This is a genomic window from uncultured Porticoccus sp., from assembly GCF_963975625.1.
In the GTDB taxonomy this organism is placed as follows: Bacteria; Pseudomonadota; Gammaproteobacteria; order Pseudomonadales; family Porticoccaceae; genus Porticoccus.
On record NZ_CAXBHS010000006.1, the window covers coordinates 89100 to 108975 of the forward strand.

The window sequence follows — 19876 nt, forward strand, 5'->3', positions numbered from 1 at the left end:
AAGATTGTACCCTTTACCCAGAATTGATCTTGCATGCCAAAGACCTTTGATGACATACCACTGGTTCGTCCGGATACCCCGCTGCTGGACACCATTGATCAGCCCTTTCATCTCCGCGAACTGGAACCGGAGCAGCTGCCAGAGCTCGCAAACGAATTGCGCGCCTACCTGCTTTACAGTGTTGGGAAAAGCGGCGGCCATTTCGGTGCTGGCCTGGGAACCGTCGAGCTGACCATTGCCCTGCATTATGTCTACAACACCCCCCACGACCGCCTGGTATGGGATGTTGGCCATCAGGCCTACCCCCATAAAATACTGACCAGTCGACGCGACCTGATGCTCCATATCCGGCAGATGGAAGGCCTCTCGGCATTCCCAAAACGGTCCGAGAGTGAATATGACACCTTCGGTGGCGGTCATTCCAGCACATCCATCAGCGCCGCCCTGGGCATGGCGCTGGGCTCCACCATCAATGGTGAAAAACGCAAGGCGGTGGCGGTCATCGGGGATGGGGCCATGACCGCAGGCATGGCTTTCGAGGCACTCAATCATGCCGCCCACACCGATGCCGACCTACTGGTGTTGCTGAACGACAACAATATGTCTATCTCCCACAATGTGGGGGGGCTCGCTACCTATTTTTCCAAAATCTGGTCAAGCCGGTTCTATAACTCCATCCGCGAAGGTGGCAAAAAGGTGCTCCGCTCCATACCTTCAGCGGCCACCTTTGTTCGCAAAACAGAAGAACATCTCAAGGCCATGGTAGCTCCCGGTATTGTTTTCGAAGAGCTGGGCTTCAATTACATCGGTCCTATTGACGGGCACAATCTGCCCCTGCTGGTGCAAACACTGCGCAATCTGCGCTGCCTGAATGGCCCTATCCTGCTGCATACCATTACCCGCAAGGGCAAGGGATTTGGCCCCGCCGAAGCAGACCCGGTGGGCTATCATGCGCTGAACAAGATTGAGCCGAAAACCAAACCCCAGATCGCTGTGGCAAAACCCGTTGCCAAGGTCAGTCCGCCAAAACTCAAATACCAGCAGGTATTCGGTAACTGGTTGTGTGATATGGCGGAAAAAGATTCACGCCTGGTAGGGATTACACCGGCCATGTGCGAAGGCTCTGGGATGGTCGAATTTGCCAATCGCTTTGCCAATCGCTTCCACGATGTTGCTATCGCGGAGCAACACGCCGTCACATTGGCTGGCGGAATGGCCTGTGAGGGAATCAAGCCTGTCGTGGCTATCTACTCCACTTTTCTGCAGCGCGCCTATGATCAGCTGATTCACGATGTCGCCCTACAGGGTCTGGATGTACTTTTTGGTATTGATCGCGCCGGGCTTGTGGGAGAAGACGGGCCCACCCATGCCGGCAGTTTTGATCTAACCTACCTGCGCTGCATCCCGAATATGTTAGTGATGACGCCCTCTGATGAAAACGAAACCCGCCAGTTGCTCTATACCGGCTATATACACAAGGGCCCGGCTGCAGTCCGCTACCCCAGAGGAACGGGACCCGGCGCAGCGATAGAGCAGGCAATGACCGCACTGCCAATAGGCAAAGGGGTCATTCGCCGGAAAGGGCATCAGGTAGCTATACTGAACTTTGGCACACTGTTACCAGCTGCCATGGACGCCGCCGAACAGCTGGACGCCACCGTGGTGGACATGCGCTTTGTAAAACCCCTGGACAAAGATCTGATAACCCGGCTGGCTACGCAACATACGCTGCTGGTCACTCTCGAAGAAAATACCACCCAGGGCGGCGCAGGTGCCGCAGTCAGCGAACATCTGGCCTGTATGGGCTTTCTGGTAGGGGTAATGCACCTGGGTCTACCGGATATATTTCTGGAACATGGCAGCCATCAGCAGCAACTGACAGCGGCCGGACTGGATGCTGCCGGCATACTGCGCAGCATTCAGCAACGGCTGCAAGAAAAAAACAATAATCTGTCAGGTACCGCTTCCTGAAATCAGGCCGCTGGCATTGGCAACGGAAGCTGGCAAAAACTTCACTGCTGGGGGAGTTTTTTACCGCGTTCTGTTTCAGACTGGCCCGACAGGATCTGTCCAATCAGTCCGGCACCACCAAGACTCCAGCCACCGTCCACCGGTAACACGGCGCCACTGATGTAGCTCGCGGCAGAAGAACCGAGAAACATCGCCGCTGCGGCAATATCAGCCGCCGTGCCCTGCCGTTTCATGGGCACTGAATCTGCTATCTGCCGGGCACCCCCCGGTCCCGGGGGCGACAGTCGCTTCATTCCCTCAGTTCCCTCAATAGGGCCCGGCACCAGTGAGTTCACCCGAATGCCTTCCGCCCCCCACTCCAGTGCCGTCGTGCGAGTGAGCATATCGACACCCGCTTTGGCGGCGCAGACATGGGATTGCATTTCCATTGGCACAAAGGCCTGTGGCGCGGAAATATTTATCACACAACCGCCCGGTTTCCGCAGGTAGGGATAACAGAAACGGAGCACCTGAAAAGTCCCAAGCAGATCGATATCCATCACCGCCTTGAATGCATTACCAGACATGCTGTTGGCCGCTGCCGGAAAATTGCCCGCCGCACCGGATACCAGTACATCAATAGGACCCAGTTGGCGGTGAGCCTCCCCAAAAACCACTTCCAGCTGCCCGGCATCGCGCACATCGGCAGCAAAACCCAATACGGTACCACCATACTCCTGCAACGACAGTACCGCCGCATTGACTTTGTCCTGAGAGCGACTGAGCACAGCGACAGCCGCACCCGCCTGTGCAAAATCCCGGGCAATGCCCAGGTTGATACCGCTAGTGCCGCCGGCAACAAATACCACGCTGCCACGGTAATCGAAAGAACACTGGGACATGAATCTGTCTCCTGAAATGGTGTTACTGAACAGGTCCGGTCGCCAGTAGCCTATGAGGCAAACAGCACTTTTGGTCAGCCGGACAGCAGCCGATCAATTGCTGACAGCGCCGCGATCAATTGCTCCGTATTCGCCTCGTTAGACTGTTCCCTGACTATCGGTCGCCCTTTGAAATATTCCTCTGCCATGGGCGCGACCCCGCAGGTGGCGGGCAAGGGAGCCCCGCTTTGCACCAGATCCTGCATACGCGGCAGAAAAATGAACTGCAACCATTCAACAAATTCCAGCGTATCAATGGCAAAGGGCTGGTCGCTGGCGAGAGCCTCTGCGCTCGGGGCCGATTCGGACCAGACATCGAGATCGCGCAAATGCTGCTCCACAGCAAAGAGCCGTATCGTCAATTGCCGACGGACATCATTCATTTTAGCCTCCCGACAGCTTGTATCATCAATTCAACTCTCGGCGAAAAGGGGGCAGGTCATCGAGCATTTGCCTACCATAGCGTTTGCTCACAATCCGGCGGTCGAGGATAGTAATTCTACCGGTGTCCTGCTCCGTTCGAATCAGCCGCCCACAGGCCTGGTGTAATCGCAGGGAGGCATCGGGCAACATCAACTCCATAAACGGATTGACGCCGCGGAGTTCCAGCCAGCCCGACAGGGTTTGATAGACCGGATCATCCGGTACGGAAAATGGCAGCTTGGCAATCACCACATGGCGGCAGTAGTCACCGGGAAAATCCATGCCCTCGGCAAAACTGGCCAGACCAAAAATCGCGCTGCCCGATCCCTTATCAATCGTTGCGCGATGCCGACGGACAATCTCCTGGTTGGCCCACTGCCCCTGGAGCAGAATGGACTCCCGGCAAGTATCGGGCAACTGCTCGTAAACCTGTTCCATCTGTCGCCGCGAGGCAAACAGCACCAACGTCCCCTCTGACCAGTCCACCAGCTCTGGCATTGTTCGGATAAGCGCATCGGTATGGGCCTTGCTGTCACTGCCATCGGCGCCGATATCCGGTACCGACAGTGATCCGGCCCGGGCAAAATCAAACGCGCCGGCCACCGCCGTGAACGCCGTATCCGCCGGCAGGCCACAACGTTTGCCGAAATTCTCGAATTTGCCAAGAGTACGCAGGGTCGCCGAGGTAATCACCGCCGCATGACATCTTTGCCAAAGGTTCTCCCTGAACAGGCCACCCGCATCGGTGGGTGATGCCGATACCTGGATGTCCAGGACACCGCCGGCCTGCTGCTCAAGAGAGAGCCAGCGGGCATAGGGCGAGCTGTTGGCAAGATCATCCTCGCGGGCATAACAGCACCAGAGTTTCAGCACGCCATCGGTCCGTCCCTGCCAGATCCCCACCTGTTGAAAAAGCTGCTCAAGATCCACCCTGGGGACTGGAAAATGGGGCTCATCCATCGCATCACCCAGCCGGTCGGAGAGCACTTCCAGAAGGGTTGATAGAACACCAAACGCTTGCGACAGATGACCTGCCAGCTCGCGAATATCCTCACCGGGATCACCATTCGGATAACACCAGCGAGGCTCCGCATCCCCATCACCAGCCTGGGCCAGAGATTTCTCCAGCACCGGATAGACCAGCCCCAATAATTTCTCTGCATCACCGGCAGCGGCCGTCAGCTTTTCAAGACGGCTCTGTATCTCCGGCGCGTCTTTCAGTAATTCGGACCAACTATCCACCTGCTTCTGCAGCTTGCCCAGCCAATGGGTTGTAGTTCGCAGTCTGCAGCTGCCGGAAAAATGATTGAGCGCTGTGCCAGCAATGCGGTGCCCCTCATCAAACAGGTAAATCGTGTCCTCCGGTGGAGGGAGGATGACACCACCACCCAGGGCCAGATCGGCCATGACCAGATCGTGATTGGCCACGATACAATCGGCCTGATCCAGTGCATCGCGGGCGTTGAAAAAACAGCACTCACGAATCAGGCGACAGCGACGACCAGCACATTGACGCCGATCTACAGTCAGAGGCCGCCAGTCGCTGTCTTCCAGCGACTCCGACCAGGCATCCCGGTCACCCGCCCATTGATCTTCTTGCAGCGCGTCATTCATGGCGCGATAGCTGGCAATCAATTTGCCGGTGGGATTAAAGCTGATCTCGTCTTCGAACAGGAACTGACCGCTATCTTTCGCAGTAGCACTGTCCAGACATTGTTCAAGACGAACCGGACAAAGGTAGCGACCACGCCCCTTGGCCAGGGAGACCCGGTAATCCCAGCCGGTACTTTTGAGCAGGGCCGGGATATCGCGATTGACCAATTGTTCCTGCAGCGCCACCGTGCCGGTGGCAATCACCACCCGCTTGCCGCGATGCCGTGCGATCGGTAACGCCGCCAATAGATACGCCAGGGTCTTGCCAGTGCCAGTGCCCGCCTCCACCACACAGACGGGGTTGCCCGCTTTGCGGTGCCCTTCCGCATCACTGTCAATGGAACCCAGACTATTGGCAATAGCCGCAATCATCTGCTTCTGGCCCAATCGGGCCCGCAAACCATTACTGTCGAGAAAAGCGCGGTAGCCTCCCTGGATAGTGTTCCTCAGCTCCTCTTCCAGCACGCCTAAACCAGACCGAGTTTCAGTTTGCTGCGCACCGGGTTGGCATACATGTTCAGTACAATATCTCGATAGGCCTCCGGCATGGCGAGGATGCGCCCCTCAAAAGCCCTGGTTTTCCTCGCCCAGTCACAGGGATGCTGTGCTTTCCAGTGAGCCAGTTGCGGTGAATCGCCTTCCAGTTTCTGAAAGGCAATCAGGTTGGTGGGTTGCAGATGGTAATTACCGATAATTTGCCGGTCCACCGCCTCGGCCATGGCTTCGGGGGTGTCAATTGACCCGTCCAGCGGATCACCGAAAGTCACATGGACAGAGCCCTTGCGCCCCACAATACCTTGATAGATGCTCAGCAGGTCTTCATGTGCCTCTTTTTCATAAGCCCCCGCTGTTTGACGGGTATACAGCTCTTTGGCCTTCGCCTCATCCAGCGGATCCAGCTCATAGGAAATGGCCACTGGCACTACCTTTAATTCACGGATGGCTTCGGCAAAACTCTGCTCCTTGGTCTTGCTCAATGAGAGCATTTTCAACAGGGCTTTTTCCGTTTTATCCACACCGTCCTTTGCTCGGCCTTCCCGCTGAGCTATCCACACAGAAGCCCGCTCTTCAAGCAGGGAAAAACGGATGTAGCGCGACAGTTGTACCAGTGCAGTGAGTTTTTCCCGCCGCCCTACCGGGGAGCGTTTGACGATGAAACTCTTGTTGATGCGCATCAAATCGGACGTAAAATCCTTGGTCAACAAATTGTCACCAATAGCAATCCGCACCGTATCGCGACCGTTGTGGTAGAGCACAAAATTGACAAACGCCGGGTCCATGGCGATATCGCGATGGTTGCTGATATACAAATAAGCCGAGTCCGGGTCCAACTTCTCCAGTCCCGATACGGTTACCTCGGTACCAATATTGCGTAGCAGGTTGGCCATGCTGGTGCCCACGGCTTCCTGAAAATCCCGTACATTATCAATTTTGGCAAAGGCTTTTCTCAGTACACGGCTGATCAGTGGTCGCATCAGCCAGGGCATCCAGCGACCCAGACGCCGATATTTGATGGACATCAGCGTATCGATGAATTCCCGATCAATGGCCAGGCGGGCCAGGACATCGGGCACTTCGCTATCGTAGTAGGGACGAATATCGTCAAATTCGTTCATAGGACCTGCATGGTAATAAATGATTATCGACTGTCCACAGGGAAAGCCGTGGGATGGATCAGGGTGACAAGCGCGGGTTATACCAACAGACCTCAGTGGCGTATTTTTCCACCAGGTGGGTGACATCCAGAATCATCGAAAACAGCGCCATTCTCACCAGCAGGCCATTGTCCGTCTGACGAAAAATAGCCAAATTCGGGTTGCTGTCCAGATCACAATCCAGCTCGTTGGCTTCCGCCCGGGAGTCTCGCGGCAGTGGATGCATAATGACGGTATTGGGTTCACAGTTCGAGGTATAAATCGCCTGGTTAAGACGAAACCGGCCGCGATACAGGTCTGCCTCATGCTTACTGGAAAAACGTTCTTCCTGAATGCGTGTGGAGTAGACTATATCCACATGTGCAATGCTCGGCTCAAGCCGATCCGATTCGTCCACTTTGATCCCCGCTGTGCGCATCTCCTCCACCAGTTCCTTGGGCATGGCCAGCTCCCTCGGGGAAACCAGCTCCACTGAAATGTGCCGGAACAGCATCAGTAGTCGGCACAGGGAATGTACCGTACGGCCATGCTTGAGGTCACCGATCATGGCAACCCGCAGTCCGTCCAGCTGACGCCCGCGACCTTTCAACTCTTTTTCAATGGTATACAGATCCAGTAGTGCCTGACTGGGGTGTTCATTGCTGCCGTCACCGCCATTGATCACCGGGACCCGGCTGGAGGAGGCGAAGGCCGCTGCAGAACCCGACTGGGGATGGCGCAAGCAGATAATGTCGCTAAAACCGGATAATACCCGTGCCGTATCCTGGAGGGACTCGCCCTTGGTCAGGGCCGACGCCTCGAAACCGGCCGTCTCACGTACTTCACCACCGAGAAGATTGAATGCGCTGCCAAAGCTGATCCGCGTTCGAGTACTCGACTCAAAAAACATATTGCCGAGGATTGCGCCTTCCAGTACACGGGTAATTTTCTGCCGCTGCGCGTAGGGTTCCATGCGATCGGCCACCCGGAAAATCCGATCAATATCATTGCGCTCAAACTGACTGATAGAAAGAATACTGGCGCCTTTGAATTCCACACACTGCCCCTAGATGAATAACAAAACCGCTGCATTTTAGCGACTTTGTCAGGTGTGAACCAGTTGCTCACCCACTATAAAATTTGTTCGCCCCACTCTCGCAGGGCATAGAGAATAGTTCTGTCCCGCTCGGACAAATCCTCCCTGTCGTGCAACGCTTCTATCTGTGCGTAAAAATCATTCAGCGGGAGATAGCCGTCCCTGCCATTGGTCAACTGTTGAAAGCGGCACTCCTGCCAACGGTTTTGCTCTTCATCAGTGAGCGTGTCGGGGAAATTTTTCGCTCGATACAGGAACAACAAGTCACGATAGCGCCGATCCTGAAAATGCATGATATCACTGGCTAGCTCGCTCGCACTGGCAGACCGCACCGCCGGAAAAAGTGCCTTGTCGGCCTCACTGGCGAAACCCTCATAGAGAGCCTGTTCGGCATTCTCACAGGGCGCATATTGCTGACTTGAAAAAACTGTTGCCAACTTGGCGGTCAAATCCTGTTCAAGCAGCAGCTGCCATTGTCTTTCGCATCTCGCAAGATCAATACCCAGCCGATGCGCGGCCGCAGCATCCATCAACCGTGGTGTTGCCACGACCGGACAACGGTTCAACTGCACTCCTTTCAATGGTATCCGGGCGACTCCCTCGGGCAATGCATCCGTGCGTGTAAAGACCCGCTCACTGATCTGCTCCGGGGAAAGCTCCATCAGCGTGCGGGCATCCCCCATCAGATTAAAACAGATAATGGCATTCTTGTTCACTGGATGTCGGGCGAGGGGCATCATGAGCGCCGTATAGCCATTTTCCCTGGGTAGTTTCCCGGAAACATGTAAAAAAGGTTTGCGGTGATTGAGATCAATCAGTTCAGCCACCTTGTGTTTCAGGCGGTGCTCATAGACATACTGATACAGCTGTGGCTGCTTCTCCCGAACAAGCCTTGCCATGGCAATGGTCGCCATAACATCTGATAGGGCATCGTGGGCCGACTCATGACTGATGCCATTGGCCTGAGTGAGTTGCTCCAGTTTAAAACAGGGAGAACCATCGTCGTAATCGGGCCACTCGATACCATCGGGTCGCAGTGCTCTGGCAAGCCGGACCATATCGATAATATCCCAGCGGGAATTGCCCTGCTTCCATTCCCGCTCATAGGGGTCATAGAAGTTCCGGTAAAGGGTATGGCGGGTCACCTCATCATCAAACCGGATACTGTTGTAACCGACGCCACAGGTGCCGGGAACCGACAATTCACGGTGAATCTGCTCAATAAAAGTGCGCTCTGGCACGCCTTCCTCGAGCGCTTTCTGGGGGGTGATGCCGGTCACCAGTGACGCCATTGGAGAGGGCAGGCGGTCCAGGGGTGGCCGACAATACAGTCGCAACGGCTCGCCGATAACCTCCAATGACTCGTTGGTGCGAATCCCGGCAAACTGCGAGGGGCAATCGCGGGCGGGGTCAATACCAAAGGTTTCGTAATCGTGCCAGTAAAGTGTGTTCACGCCAGTGTCCATCGCCCCCACGCATCCCTCAACGAAAAACGGCGTCCGAGGACGCCGTTAGTGTCGTGCAAAAAACCGTCAAACCCGGTTTATTTAACCACTTCGGTGTAGGTCATTTCACCGACCACACGACGGTTGCGAGCGCGTCCTTCGTCGGTGTTGTTGTCGACAAGCGGACGGGTTTCACCGTAGCCGCTAGTGGTAATGCGGTTGGCAGCAATACCGTAATCTTCGACGATTTTTGCTTTAACCGCTGCGGCGCGGTCTTCTGACAACTTCTGGTTGTACTCATCCGGGCCAAGCGAGTCAGTGTGACCTTCGAGTTCCAGAGTAATGTCATCATGCACCTTCATCGCACTGGCCACTGCCTGCAGTTCATCACCGTAGATGGCACGAACGATTGCCTTGTCAAATTCGAATTCAACATTCAGGCGAATCGTGATGGTGCGTTTTTCAGGCTCTGGTGCCGGCGGTTCTGGCTGAGGAGCAGGGGCAGGGGTAGGCTCGGCAGCGACAGGCATAACCGGCTTGTTGAAGTAGTAATTCACGGCGAAGTTGACGGAAGCATCGTTAACGCCCTGAAAACCGCCTTCACGCACTTTGCTGTGCAAACGTGCATCGCCACGAAATTCCCATTGCTCGGCAATCATTTTGGAGAGACCCAGACCGATTTGTAGCTGGTGGGTATATTTTTCTTCGGACTGCAGGTTATTTTCATTGCTGCCACTGCGATCATAGTAGCTTGCACCTGCCAGCATGTAAGGACGCCAGCCACCGTTGTCTTCACCAAACCAGTAGTAGGCATTGATCTGCGAAACTTCGAGATCCGCATCGGCGATATCGTGACCGTAGCTGGCTTCAATAGCCCAGTCATTTGAAAAACGATAACCAAGGTTCAGACCCAAAACACCCGATTCATCATGTCCACTGATAACACGATCACTATCCAGATAGTAGTAACCGAGTGACGGACCCAAATATAAACCTTCCGGTGTCTGCGCTGTCGCTGACACAGATACGGCTAAAAGTAATGTACCCATTACAGCTGAAATCTTCTTCATCATATCCACCATAAATTCCAATTTAATAAAACCAGGCTCCTCGCCTTGTTACAACAGTAACTGTGCTGAGTTTACTACATCTGCGGTTTTTTTTCCTGTTATGACACTCTTTTTACAGAAAAGATTGCCTAATCAACCGGTCAAATTATCAACTCGCGCTCTTCGATACGGGCCTGCCAGATCTTTGGACCAGTCTGGTGCACCGACTCGCCTTTCGAGTCCACCGCCACGGTCACCGGCATATCGACAATCTCGAATTCGTAGATCGCCTCCATGCCGAGATCTTCAAACGCCACCACCTTCGCACCGGTAATCGCCTTGGATACCAGGTAGGCTGAACCACCCACCGCCATCAGATAAACGGCCGCATTATCGCGAATCGCCTCAATGGCTACCGGCCCGCGCTCGGCTTTGCCGATCATGCCGATCAGCCCGGTCTGCTCCAGCATGGTACGGGTAAATTTGTCCATCCGGGTTGCGGTGGTTGGACCGGCGGGGCCCACCACTTCATCTCTGACGGGGTCCACAGGCCCGACGTAATAGATAAATCGACCCGTCATATCCACCGGTAGTTTTTCGCCCTTAGCCAGCATGTCCACCATCCGTTTATGGGCGGCATCGCGTCCGGTCAGCATTTTGCCGGACAACAGCAGGGTTTCACCGGTTTTCCAGGCCTTGATATCCTCCCGGGTGACGGTATCCAGATTGACCCGGCGCACACTGTCGCCGACTTCCCAGGCAATATCCGGCCAATCATTGAGATCCGGCGGCGCCTGATAGGCTGGCCCCGAGCCGTCCAGCGTGAAATGGGTATGGCGTGTAGCAGCACAGTTGGGAATCAACGCCACCGCCTTATTGGCTGCGTGGGCGGGAAAATCCTTGACCTTGATATCCAGCACGGTGGTCAAACCGCCCAATCCCTGCGCGCCGATGCCCAGGTTGTTCACCTTCTCAAACAACTCCAGGCGCAGCTCTTCCGCACGACAGGATGCGCCACGGGCTCGCAACTCGTGAATATCGATGGGCTCCATCAGTGACTCTTTCGCCAACAGCATGGCTTTTTCGGCAGTCCCGCCGATGCCGATACCGAGCATGCCCGGCGGGCACCAACCTGCTCCCATTTTCGGAACCTGCTCCAACACCCAATCCACCACTGAGTCGGAAGGGTTCAACATAGCGAACTTGGATTTCGCCTCGGAGCCGCCACCCTTGGCGGCCACATCGATTTCCACGGTATCACCCGGCACTATTTCATAATTGATCACCGCCGGCGTATTGTCACCAGTGTTTTTGCGGGCACCGTCCGGATCCGCCAACACCGAAGCGCGCAAAACGTTGTCCGGGTTTTTATAGGCACGGCGCACCCCTTCGTTGATCATGTCGGTGACACTCATGTCACCCTGCCACTGCACGTTCATACCGACCTTGACGAACACGTTGACGATACCGGTGTCCTGACAGATCGGGCGGTGTCCCATGGCACACATGCGCGAGTTAATCAGAATCTGCGCCATGGCGTCCCTGGCAGCCTGGGATTCTTCCCGCTCATAGGCTTCATTGACTGCCTGGATAAAATCCACGGGGTGGTAGTAAGAAATAAATTGCAGCGCATCGGCCACACTATCAATCAGATCGTCTTGTCGAATTACAGTCATGTCACTCTCTCAAGGGTAATCTATCCAAAATGGTTTCAGTTCCTGGTGATCAGCCTGGGGGGGCGCCCAACTGCTGCTTGATCAACTGCAGATCACGATTGACCTGAAGCCGGTAGGCATCAATGGCACGAATTGCCTCTTCATTTGCCGCAGTCCGGGCACTGGAATCCCTGGCCGTTTTATCGACCGCGTTGAGACGTGCAGTAATATCCTGCAACTGACTCGCCAAATCGTTCACCTCCAGCTTGGCTGCCATGGCAGAACTCGCCGCGGTTTCCACCGACTGGCCGGCCTTGTCAACTTTACTGGCAAGCGCAGCTATCTCCTTTTTGCGGGCCGCAGCAGAGGCCTGTAAACCGTTAATGGCCTTATCCTGCGCAGCAAGGGTTGCGCCCTGGGATTCGATAGTTTTGCTGTTTGTATCAATAGTTTTACGATTTGTATCGTAAGAAACACCCCACAACTTACGAATTTCCGACCAGTGCTTATCCAGCGCCTCAGTGTGTTCGCGTATTTTCATGCCGAGGGTGGCACCAGACTGATTGAGCGATTCATCCGTGGAGACGATCTTGGCTTCCAGCTCGTCAAAGCGGGACTGCAATTGCGCCAGGCGAGCTTTCTCCTGAACCAGCATATAGCCCATTCCGGCAAGACCCAGCAACAGCAACAGCACCAAAAGCTTCCAGACCCCGCCGATTGATCCACCACCGTGCGAATCAGACGGTGGCGGCCTTTTCGCTGCTCGCCTGCGGCCGTCATCAACCGTACCACCAGAGGATCGACCAATACGGTCATCACTTTCCGGAACGATTGGATCAAAACGCTTAAAATCCCTGTCTGTCATGATGGCGTTAACCTTTGGTTACAAAACATCGTTCAAGTATGGACACACCCCGCCGAGCGGAGCGCGTTATTATATACGTCTCAAGCACAAAAAAACCGGCCTCAAGGCCGGCTTTTTTGTGCCATACAGTACTTACAAATAGTAGAGGATACCAAACAGTACCACCGTCAGGCCGAGACTTGCATGAATAACACCTTTCACTGATGCCATGGGGCCCTGCTTACCCATCAGCGCATTTACTTGGAGCGCAGCAATGATCACGATACAGACAATCAGGTCAATCCCGCCAACGCCGGTGCCGTAACCACTTCCACCCCACTGTGATGCATGGGGGCTTGCCAGCATGCCAAAGGCCATAGGCCCGGAAAACAGCACATTCGTGCGCGAGGCCAGCAGGGCCTTGGCACCGGCAGCGGGGCCATCACCCTCCTTCATGCCCAAGGCGACTTGCTGATTTGGCCAGATAATCAGCCAGACGTTCAGAAACATCAACGTACCCATCAGGGCCGCGATGACAATGGAGTTGTTGAATTGGTTATTGTGGGATAGTCCACCCAGCAACAAAACACCGGTTATAAACGTAAACATGGCGCCCCAGCGGAACCACCACAAGGCGTTGGGCGCAAGCTTGGCTTTGGCATCGGCCAGCGCTTCAGGGGTAGCCTGCTTGAAATAGCCACCCTGTACAAAGTTGAAGTAGTACAACATACCAATCCAGGTAATACCGAACAGCAGATGCCCCCAGCGGATGAGGAAGTTAATGAATTCCATGTGAATCTCCTTACAGACAGCGAGTGATTGTTATAGTTGATTTTCTTTTATTAAAGCATTTGAGCACTTGTTGGGCTACGGATAAATCCCCCCGACGCCGTAATTATAGCAACCGGAAGCACCCATCATATCTATTTAATTCTGTCACAAAATGTCCTGAAGATAAAAAAGCGCCCGCCAATCCTGGCTTATACCCTGAAGCAGGTCGGGTTAAATCCTGTCCTGTCAGCACTGACCAGGCTTTTCCATCCAATGTTTGCTACACTAACTCATCCAATGGACGCCAGCTTTTCTCGGCAGACTTTTGGAAGGCTTTTCCGGATAATCTGGTGGCATCGACTACCGGGCTATCCATCCGCAATACTTCCCCGCTCCGATCGCGTCCACCTGGACTAAATCTCTCCGCCAAATGGATGCCTGTTGTCGTCACAACACATTCAAGGCGCCTTTATCGTTGTAACTAAAGGATGACTATCATGGCTTTTACATTACCTGAACTTCCCTACGCGATGGATGCCCTCGCCCCACAGATCTCCCAGGAAACTCTGGAGTACCATTACGGCAAGCATCATAAAACCTACGTCGACAAACTGAACGGCCTGGTTCCCGGTACCGAGTTCGAAGGCAAAAGTCTTGAAGAAGTCGTGAAAACCGCCTCCGGAGGCACCTTCAACAACGCCGCCCAGATATGGAACCACACGTTCTACTGGAACTGCCTGAGCCCCAATGGCGGCGGTGAGCCCACCGGCCCGGTCGCCGATGCCATCAACAGCACTTTCGGGTCTTTCGACAAGTTCAAGGAAGCGTTCAACACCAGCGCCGCCAATAACTTTGGTTCAGGCTGGACCTGGCTGGTGAAAAAAGCGGATGGGTCTGTCGCCATCGTGAATACCAGCAATGCCGAAACCCCTCTGACCGATAGCAGTGTCACTCCACTGCTTACTGTTGATGTCTGGGAACACGCCTATTACATTGATTACCGCAATTCCCGGCCCGACTACCTGGCAGCTTTCTGGAAGTTAGTGAACTGGCAGTTCGTCAACAGCAACTTTGCCTGAGCAATTTGCTGTATCCAATAAAAAAGGCTCCCGTTTGGGAGCCTTTTTTATTGGGGGTGACAGAACCATCTAGAGCGCAACTTCACTGCGCCGAAACCCGGTAGGCCACTGATATAATTGAGGTATCTATTAGCGAAGGCAAGCTCTATTTGTGTGTGATTATCGACCTGTTCAGCAAGTTAGTTGTCGGCTGGATTATGCATTACCGACAGGATCGGCAAATGGTGATGCCTGCTGTTGAGATGGCTATCTGACAGAGGCAAGTTGAGACTTCACCGATCCTTCACTCAGATCGGGGCAGCCAGTTCCTCTGTGGCAATTATCAGCGGCCTCTCAAACAGAACGGGATAAACTGCTCCATGAGCGCTGTTTTTCATTGGTCAGTTTGTCATCACTGCCTACCATTGGATTCCGTCTGCCCATAAAGTGAGAGGGGAGGGAGGGGTTACTCCGGCGATAAAGAGCAACAGCGTCCTAACTTTAAAAATGCGGATCAGGGTTGGAGTTACGGTGATCCTCCAGCTGTCGGGCATATTACTACCAAGCGTAAAATGGCTACAATCATCAGTCGAAATCGAGTTTGCTAGGAACTGCGATGGGTTTGTCTGCCGCTGCCCAAGCATCCATACCGCCAGCAATGGTTTTAACCTGAATGTAACCCATCTCCTTCAGGCTTTTTGCTGCCAGAGCGCCCCGACCGTTAGTTTTGCAGTAAAGCACAATACCCATTTCCCTGTTTTCGAATTCCGGCACTGACGAGAGTCTGAATTCCAGAATACCGCGGGGGATATTCACCGCACCGTGAATGTGCCCCTGGTGGAACTCTTCAGGCTCCCGAATATCGATGACAATATCAGCATTTTTTATTTCTACTTCTGCCTCGTCGGTATTGATCTCGGTAATATGCTGTTTGGCTTCTAACACCAGATCGTGTGCAGTTTTCATAGGCTACTCCAACTAATGCTCCGAGTGGTCCCGAACCAGGAAGCGGTTGCCACGCCGACAACGGGCGCGGCGATTACTAAAAGCCGGCGTCGTACCGGCTCTGGATCCTACACCTTAGTCAGCCGCAGGTAGGGGCGCAGTTCATCCCAACCGTTGGGGAAGAGGTCTTTCGCCTTGTCGTTCGAAACACTCGGCGGGATGATCACCTTGTCACCTTTCTTCCAGTCTGCGGGAGTGGCGATACCTTTTTCATCCGATAGCTGCAGGGCATCGATAACCCGCAGCATCTCCGTAAAATTGCGACCCACGCTCATGGGATAAGTCATGGTGAGCCGGATTTTCTTGTCCGGATCGATGATGAAGACCGAACGCACTGCGGCAGTCTCGCTCTCCCCGGGATGGATCATGCTGTAGAGCTGGGCCACCTTGTGATCCTTGTCCGCGACGATGGGAAACTTGAGACTGGTATTCTGGGTATCATCCACATCCTTGATCCACTTCAGGTGCTCTTCCACGGTGTCGGTGGACAGGCCCAGCGGTTTGACGTTGCGGGCTGTGAATTCGGCATCCAGCTGTGCCGTTCGGCCCATCTCCGTGGTACAGACCGGGGTGAAATCTGCCGGGTGGCTAAAAAAGAACACCCAGGAATCACCGGCCCACTCGTGAAAATCGATTTCACCTGTGGTGGTGGCAATCTTAAAATTGGGGGCAGTATCGCCAAGACGTAAACTCATAGTTGACTCCTTCTGATTAACAATTGTAATGACCGCGGAGCTCGGACATCCTCGCCCGCGATCAGTTTGGTAAATCTTTGCCATTACACAAATAGCACTTTTCCTCACTTCCGGCAAAAACACCGGAATCAACGGCAACAGGGACATCATCAACCCTGCTCAAGATGTCGTCAGTGCGCCACACTGGTGATCAACAGCCTCGCTACCGACATCAGGACGTCTCCCCGTCACCGGACAGCGCCTTCACTGACTGATAATGACTGAGGTAGACCTCACCGGAAAGGTGCTCAAGAAAGTCCGTACACTTCAGCAGATCCATGACCGGCCCCTTAACTTCCGACAGATGTAATTGAATGCCGGCTTCCCGCAAGCGGGTGTTGATCGCCTCCAGTGATTCCAGGGCACTCATGTCGATTTCATTGACTGCGGTACACTGGAGGATGACGTGCTCGAGCTCCCGGCGCTGAGCAAGCAACTCGTAGACACGATCTTCCAGGTAATTCGCGTTGGCGAAGTACAGACTCTCATCCACACGCAACGATAGAATGCGGGGATCGGTGATGACCTCGTGTCGATTGACATTGCGAAAGTGCTCAGTACCCGGCACCTGCCCCACTACAGCAATATGGGGCTTGGCGGTCTTGTACAGATGCATACCAATGGACGCGAGCACACCGCATAGAACGCCCAGCTCCACACCCAATATCAGAGTGACACCGATGGTGATTGCCACGGCGAGAAAATCCGACAGGGAGTAATTCCACGCACGTTTCAGGATCGCCAGATCTACTAGGGATAGGACCGCGACAATAATCGTTGCTGCCAATGTCGCTTTGGGCAGGAAAAATAGAAGGGGTGTGAGCAACAACGCCACCAGCGCGATGCCGACTGCTGTGAAGACACCGGCTGCCGGGGTGACTGCGCCGGCGTCGAAATTAACTACTGAGCGGGAAAAGCCGCCCGTAACCGGCATGCCCCCGGAAATCGCCGAAGCCACATTGGAAGCGCCCAGTCCGATCAACTCCTGATTGGGAGAGATACGCTGGCGACGCTTGGCCGCCAGCGTATGGCCGACAGAGACTGATTCCACGAAACCGATAACCGACAGCAAAAGCGCGGAACCGGCCAGCTCACCCCAAAGCTCCAGTGAAAATGTGGGTATCGTCAAGTCCGGCAGGCCCTTGGGCACAGCACCGACAAGAGCCACACCCTGCCCCTTCAGGTCCAGGGCATGGGCGGCCAGCGTGGTGACAATCACCAATAATACCGGCCCGGCTTTGGCAGCCATCCCGGCAGCCTCAGGGTTAAGCCCTGTGCGCACGAGAAGTGGTGCAAGTCCACTGCGCACCCAGAAGAGAAAGGCAACGGCTCCCACACCTACCACCATGGTGGAAATGTTGGCATCACCCAGATGTTGATAAAGCGAGACCAACAAATCAAAAAGATTCTCCCCATGGGCTTCAATGCCGAGAATGTGGCGTACCTGACTGACTGCGATAATAATCCCGGACGCCGTTATAAAGCCCGCGATCACCGGGTGGGCCAGGAAGTTCGCCAGCATGCCGAGACGGAGAACCCCCATTAACAACAACATCATGCCCGACAAAAGAGCCAGAACAATGGCCGCCATCATGTACTCCGGCGAGCCTTGCTGAGCCACCTTGCCCGCGGCGGCGGCGGTGAGCAGCGATACCACTGCCACCGGCCCCACAGCGAGGGTACGACTGGTGCCGAACGCGGCATAAGCAATCAACGGCAGGATACTGGCGTAAAGTCCCATTTCCGGCGGCAACCCCGCCAGCATGGCGTAGGCGAGCGACTGGGGAATGAGCATGATGGTCACGATCACCGCCGCAATCGTGTCGCAGATCAGCATCTTGCGGTCGTATTGCCGCAACCACTCAACACAAGGAAACAGCTCTCTTACTGCCATCAGTGGTTAGTTCTTTTCATTCGTCACTGATCACGGGATTAGCCAGCCATTCCCTGCCACGCAGCATGCCCTTCCAGTAAAGCGGTGGCATGACTCTTTCCTTGAGCAACCAGGACAGGCGCGACGGACGGGTACCATTGACCAACCAGCGCGGGAAACTGGGCAATAGTTTGCCGCCATAACCGAACTCTGCCAGCACCACTTTTCCACGCTCCACCGTCAGAGGACAGGACCCGTAGCCATCGTAATGCGCCACACCTTTTATCAGCCCCATGTCCGACAGGACATTAGTAGCCACCACCGGTGCCTGCTTGCGGGCGGCCGCTGCCGTTTTGGCGTTGGGGGCGTTTATGACATCCCCCAATGACCAGATGTTGTCGTATTTTTTGTGGCGCAATGTGGTCTGATCCACATCTACCCAACCGGCTTCATCCGCCAGTGGGCTAACCCGGATAAAGTCCGGCGCGGTTTGCGGCGGACAGACGTGAATCATATCGAAAGTGCGCTCGACCACCTCGGTATTGCCGTTGTCATCCGTGTGCTCGAACCACGCCTTCTGTGCCGGACCGTCGATTTTAAACAGTCGATGCTGAAAATTGAGACTGGCGTTGTACTTTTTCACGTATTCCATCAGTGCCGGGACATACTCCTTGATACCGAACAATACGGCACCGCTATTGTAGAACTCGACATCGATATCCCCGAGCACCCCTTGGCGATACCACCAGTCCGCCGACAGGTACATCGCTTTCTGGGGCGCGCCGGCGCATTTAATGGGCATGGGCGGCTGGGTGAACAGGGCTCGACCGGAGGTCATGTTTTTCACCAGTTCCCAAGTATATGGGGCCAGATCGAAACGGTAGTTGGAGGTGACGCCATTGCGGCCCAGGGTATCCGGCAGCCCTTCGATGGCATCCCAGTCCAGTTTTATACCAGGCGCCACTACTAGCCGTTTGTACTTCAGGGCTCGGCAGCCTTCCAGAATCACCGCGTCGTTTTTCGGGTCGAAGGCCGCCACCGCCGACTTGATCCACTCCACCCCCTTGGGAATGAGAGCGGCCATACGGCGTTCGGTTTTTTCCGGGCTGAACACGCCGGCACCAACGAAGGTCCAGCCGGGCTGATAATAATGAAGCTCAGCCGGATCGATGATGGCGATGGAAACGTTGCGGGAGCGTTGCCGAATACTCGAGGCAGCGGCAATACCTGCGGCACCACCTCCAACGATGACAATATCGTACTGACCGACGGGTTCGACAGCCCCCTCAACTCCCTGTCCGGCGATCCGCTGCACCACGCCACTCATATCGTATCCAGCATCCCGGGCTGATTTCAGAATCTGTTGCAGATCCACCTGTCTGGCGCCTTCATTCAACGCCCAGAGTGTCGTCGAACGCATGCCGCTGCGACAGTACGCATGCACTGGCTGCGGCAAGGTCTGCATCAATTTGCCGAACTTGGCCGCGTCCTCATCCAGCACCTTACCCGAGGTTACCGGCAGGTAGTACGTCTCCATACCTCTGGCCTGCGCCGCCTGCTCGATCTCCGAGAAATTGGGCTGGTCGGCGCCTTCGCCATCCGGACGATTGCAAACGATGCTGCGAATACCGGCCTCCACCAGCTTGTCGATGTCCGCCGGACTCACTTGACCGGAGACGGAGTAGCTGTCATTGATTCGCTTAATTTCCATTAACTGCCTCTCTTATTGGATTGCAATGGTCACG

Annotated in this window: 16 protein-coding genes and 1 pseudogene; 3 read left to right on the plus strand and 14 right to left on the minus strand. The window is 54.8% G+C overall.

The window, feature by feature from the left end:
• The first annotated feature begins 33 nt into the window (after positions 1 to 33).
• Positions 34 to 1971: a 1-deoxy-D-xylulose-5-phosphate synthase gene (dxs, locus tag AACZ64_RS07240; RefSeq protein WP_293613526.1), complete on the plus strand. Its 1938-nt coding sequence runs from the start codon at positions 34 to 36 to the stop codon at positions 1969 to 1971.
• Between the two features lie 41 nt (positions 1972 to 2012).
• Here the strand turns inward: dxs and AACZ64_RS07245 are convergent, their stop codons facing one another.
• The 10 genes from AACZ64_RS07245 to AACZ64_RS07290 form a co-directional block, all read right to left on the minus strand.
• The gene (locus AACZ64_RS07245; RefSeq protein WP_293613527.1) at positions 2013 to 2852 is read right to left on the minus strand and encodes an SDR family oxidoreductase; all 840 of its coding nucleotides are present in this window, start codon (positions 2850 to 2852) and stop codon (positions 2013 to 2015) included.
• Between the two features lie 74 nt (positions 2853 to 2926).
• A complete protein-coding gene (locus AACZ64_RS07250; RefSeq protein ID WP_293613528.1) occupies positions 2927 to 3274 on the minus strand; it encodes a YqcC family protein in 348 nt (115 codons plus the stop codon).
• Positions 3275 to 3299: 25 nt separating this feature from the next.
• A complete protein-coding gene (gene dinG, locus AACZ64_RS07255; protein ID WP_293613529.1) occupies positions 3300 to 5432 on the minus strand; it encodes an ATP-dependent DNA helicase DinG in 2133 nt (710 codons plus the stop codon).
• 2 nt (positions 5433 to 5434) lie between these two features.
• Complete coding sequence (locus tag AACZ64_RS07260; RefSeq protein WP_339639829.1) at positions 5435 to 6583, minus strand: 1-acyl-sn-glycerol-3-phosphate acyltransferase; 1149 nt, start codon at positions 6581 to 6583, stop codon at positions 5435 to 5437.
• 58 nt (positions 6584 to 6641) lie between these two features.
• Positions 6642 to 7658, minus strand: a complete 1017-nt coding sequence (locus AACZ64_RS07265; RefSeq protein ID WP_339639830.1) for an aspartate carbamoyltransferase — start codon at positions 7656 to 7658, stop codon at positions 6642 to 6644.
• Between the two features lie 74 nt (positions 7659 to 7732).
• Positions 7733 to 9151, minus strand: a complete 1419-nt coding sequence (gene sbcB / locus AACZ64_RS07270) for an exodeoxyribonuclease I (RefSeq protein ID WP_339639831.1) — start codon at positions 9149 to 9151, stop codon at positions 7733 to 7735.
• An 89-nt stretch (positions 9152 to 9240) separates the two neighbouring features.
• Positions 9241 to 10215: an OmpA family protein gene (locus AACZ64_RS07275; protein WP_339639832.1), complete on the minus strand. Its 975-nt coding sequence runs from the start codon at positions 10213 to 10215 to the stop codon at positions 9241 to 9243.
• Positions 10216 to 10352: 137 nt separating this feature from the next.
• The gene (locus tag AACZ64_RS07280) at positions 10353 to 11867 is read right to left on the minus strand and encodes a fumarate hydratase (protein ID WP_293613533.1); all 1515 of its coding nucleotides are present in this window, start codon (positions 11865 to 11867) and stop codon (positions 10353 to 10355) included.
• Positions 11868 to 11916: 49 nt separating this feature from the next.
• A complete protein-coding gene (locus AACZ64_RS07285) occupies positions 11917 to 12711 on the minus strand; it encodes a hypothetical protein (protein ID WP_293613534.1) in 795 nt (264 codons plus the stop codon).
• Positions 12712 to 12843: 132 nt separating this feature from the next.
• On the minus strand, positions 12844 to 13482 hold the full coding sequence (locus tag AACZ64_RS07290) for an antitermination protein NusG (protein WP_293613535.1): 639 nt from the start codon (positions 13480 to 13482) through the stop codon (positions 12844 to 12846).
• A 476-nt stretch (positions 13483 to 13958) separates the two neighbouring features.
• Between AACZ64_RS07290 and AACZ64_RS07295 the strand changes: the two genes are divergently transcribed.
• Together AACZ64_RS07295 and AACZ64_RS07300 are read left to right on the plus strand one after the other, a co-directional pair.
• Positions 13959 to 14540, plus strand: coding sequence for a Fe-Mn family superoxide dismutase (locus AACZ64_RS07295; protein WP_293613536.1), 582 nt, complete (start codon positions 13959 to 13961; stop codon positions 14538 to 14540).
• Positions 14541 to 14632: 92 nt separating this feature from the next.
• Positions 14633 to 14917: pseudogene (locus tag AACZ64_RS07300) on the plus strand (DDE-type integrase/transposase/recombinase); the annotation flags it as partial.
• A gap of 187 nt (positions 14918 to 15104) precedes the next feature.
• On the opposite strand, the gene AACZ64_RS07305 reads toward AACZ64_RS07300, so the two are convergent.
• The 4 genes from AACZ64_RS07305 to AACZ64_RS07320 all read right to left on the minus strand — a co-directional run bounded on the left by AACZ64_RS07305 (position 15105) and on the right by AACZ64_RS07320 (position 19842).
• On the minus strand, positions 15105 to 15485 hold the full coding sequence (locus AACZ64_RS07305; protein WP_036859339.1) for a rhodanese-like domain-containing protein: 381 nt from the start codon (positions 15483 to 15485) through the stop codon (positions 15105 to 15107).
• Between the two features lie 107 nt (positions 15486 to 15592).
• A complete protein-coding gene (locus tag AACZ64_RS07310) occupies positions 15593 to 16219 on the minus strand; it encodes a peroxiredoxin (protein WP_339639833.1) in 627 nt (208 codons plus the stop codon).
• Positions 16220 to 16430: 211 nt separating this feature from the next.
• The gene (gene sulP, locus AACZ64_RS07315; RefSeq protein ID WP_339639834.1) at positions 16431 to 18152 is read right to left on the minus strand and encodes a sulfate permease; all 1722 of its coding nucleotides are present in this window, start codon (positions 18150 to 18152) and stop codon (positions 16431 to 16433) included.
• 16 nt (positions 18153 to 18168) lie between these two features.
• A complete protein-coding gene (locus tag AACZ64_RS07320) occupies positions 18169 to 19842 on the minus strand; it encodes a TIGR01244 family sulfur transferase (RefSeq protein ID WP_339639835.1) in 1674 nt (557 codons plus the stop codon).
• Between the last annotated feature and the right edge of the window lie 34 nt (positions 19843 to 19876).

Bases quoted from the DNA above. Each gene is read 5' to 3' on its own strand.
- AACZ64_RS07290 (WP_293613535.1), bottom strand. From the start codon at position 13,482: ATGGAATTCATTAACTTCCTCATCCGCTGGGGGCATCTGCTGTTCGGT.
- AACZ64_RS07295 (WP_293613536.1), top strand. From the start codon at position 13,959: ATGGCTTTTACATTACCTGAACTTCCCTACGCGATGGATGCCCTCGCC.
- dxs (WP_293613526.1), top strand. From the start codon at position 34: ATGCCAAAGACCTTTGATGACATACCACTGGTTCGTCCGGATACCCCG.
- AACZ64_RS07280 (WP_293613533.1), bottom strand. From the start codon at position 11,867: ATGACTGTAATTCGACAAGACGATCTGATTGATAGTGTGGCCGATGCG.
- AACZ64_RS07260 (WP_339639829.1), bottom strand. From the start codon at position 6,583: ATGAACGAATTTGACGATATTCGTCCCTACTACGATAGCGAAGTGCCC.
- AACZ64_RS07285 (WP_293613534.1), bottom strand. From the start codon at position 12,711: ATGACAGACAGGGATTTTAAGCGTTTTGATCCAATCGTTCCGGAAAGT.
- AACZ64_RS07310 (WP_339639833.1), bottom strand. From the start codon at position 16,219: ATGAGTTTACGTCTTGGCGATACTGCCCCCAATTTTAAGATTGCCACC.
- AACZ64_RS07275 (WP_339639832.1), bottom strand. From the start codon at position 10,215: ATGATGAAGAAGATTTCAGCTGTAATGGGTACATTACTTTTAGCCGTA.
- AACZ64_RS07245 (WP_293613527.1), bottom strand. From the start codon at position 2,852: ATGTCCCAGTGTTCTTTCGATTACCGTGGCAGCGTGGTATTTGTTGCC.
- sulP (WP_339639834.1), bottom strand. From the start codon at position 18,152: ATGGCAGTAAGAGAGCTGTTTCCTTGTGTTGAGTGGTTGCGGCAATAC.
- AACZ64_RS07320 (WP_339639835.1), bottom strand. From the start codon at position 19,842: ATGGAAATTAAGCGAATCAATGACAGCTACTCCGTCTCCGGTCAAGTG.
- AACZ64_RS07305 (WP_036859339.1), bottom strand. From the start codon at position 15,485: ATGAAAACTGCACACGATCTGGTGTTAGAAGCCAAACAGCATATTACC.
- AACZ64_RS07250 (WP_293613528.1), bottom strand. From the start codon at position 3,274: ATGAATGATGTCCGTCGGCAATTGACGATACGGCTCTTTGCTGTGGAG.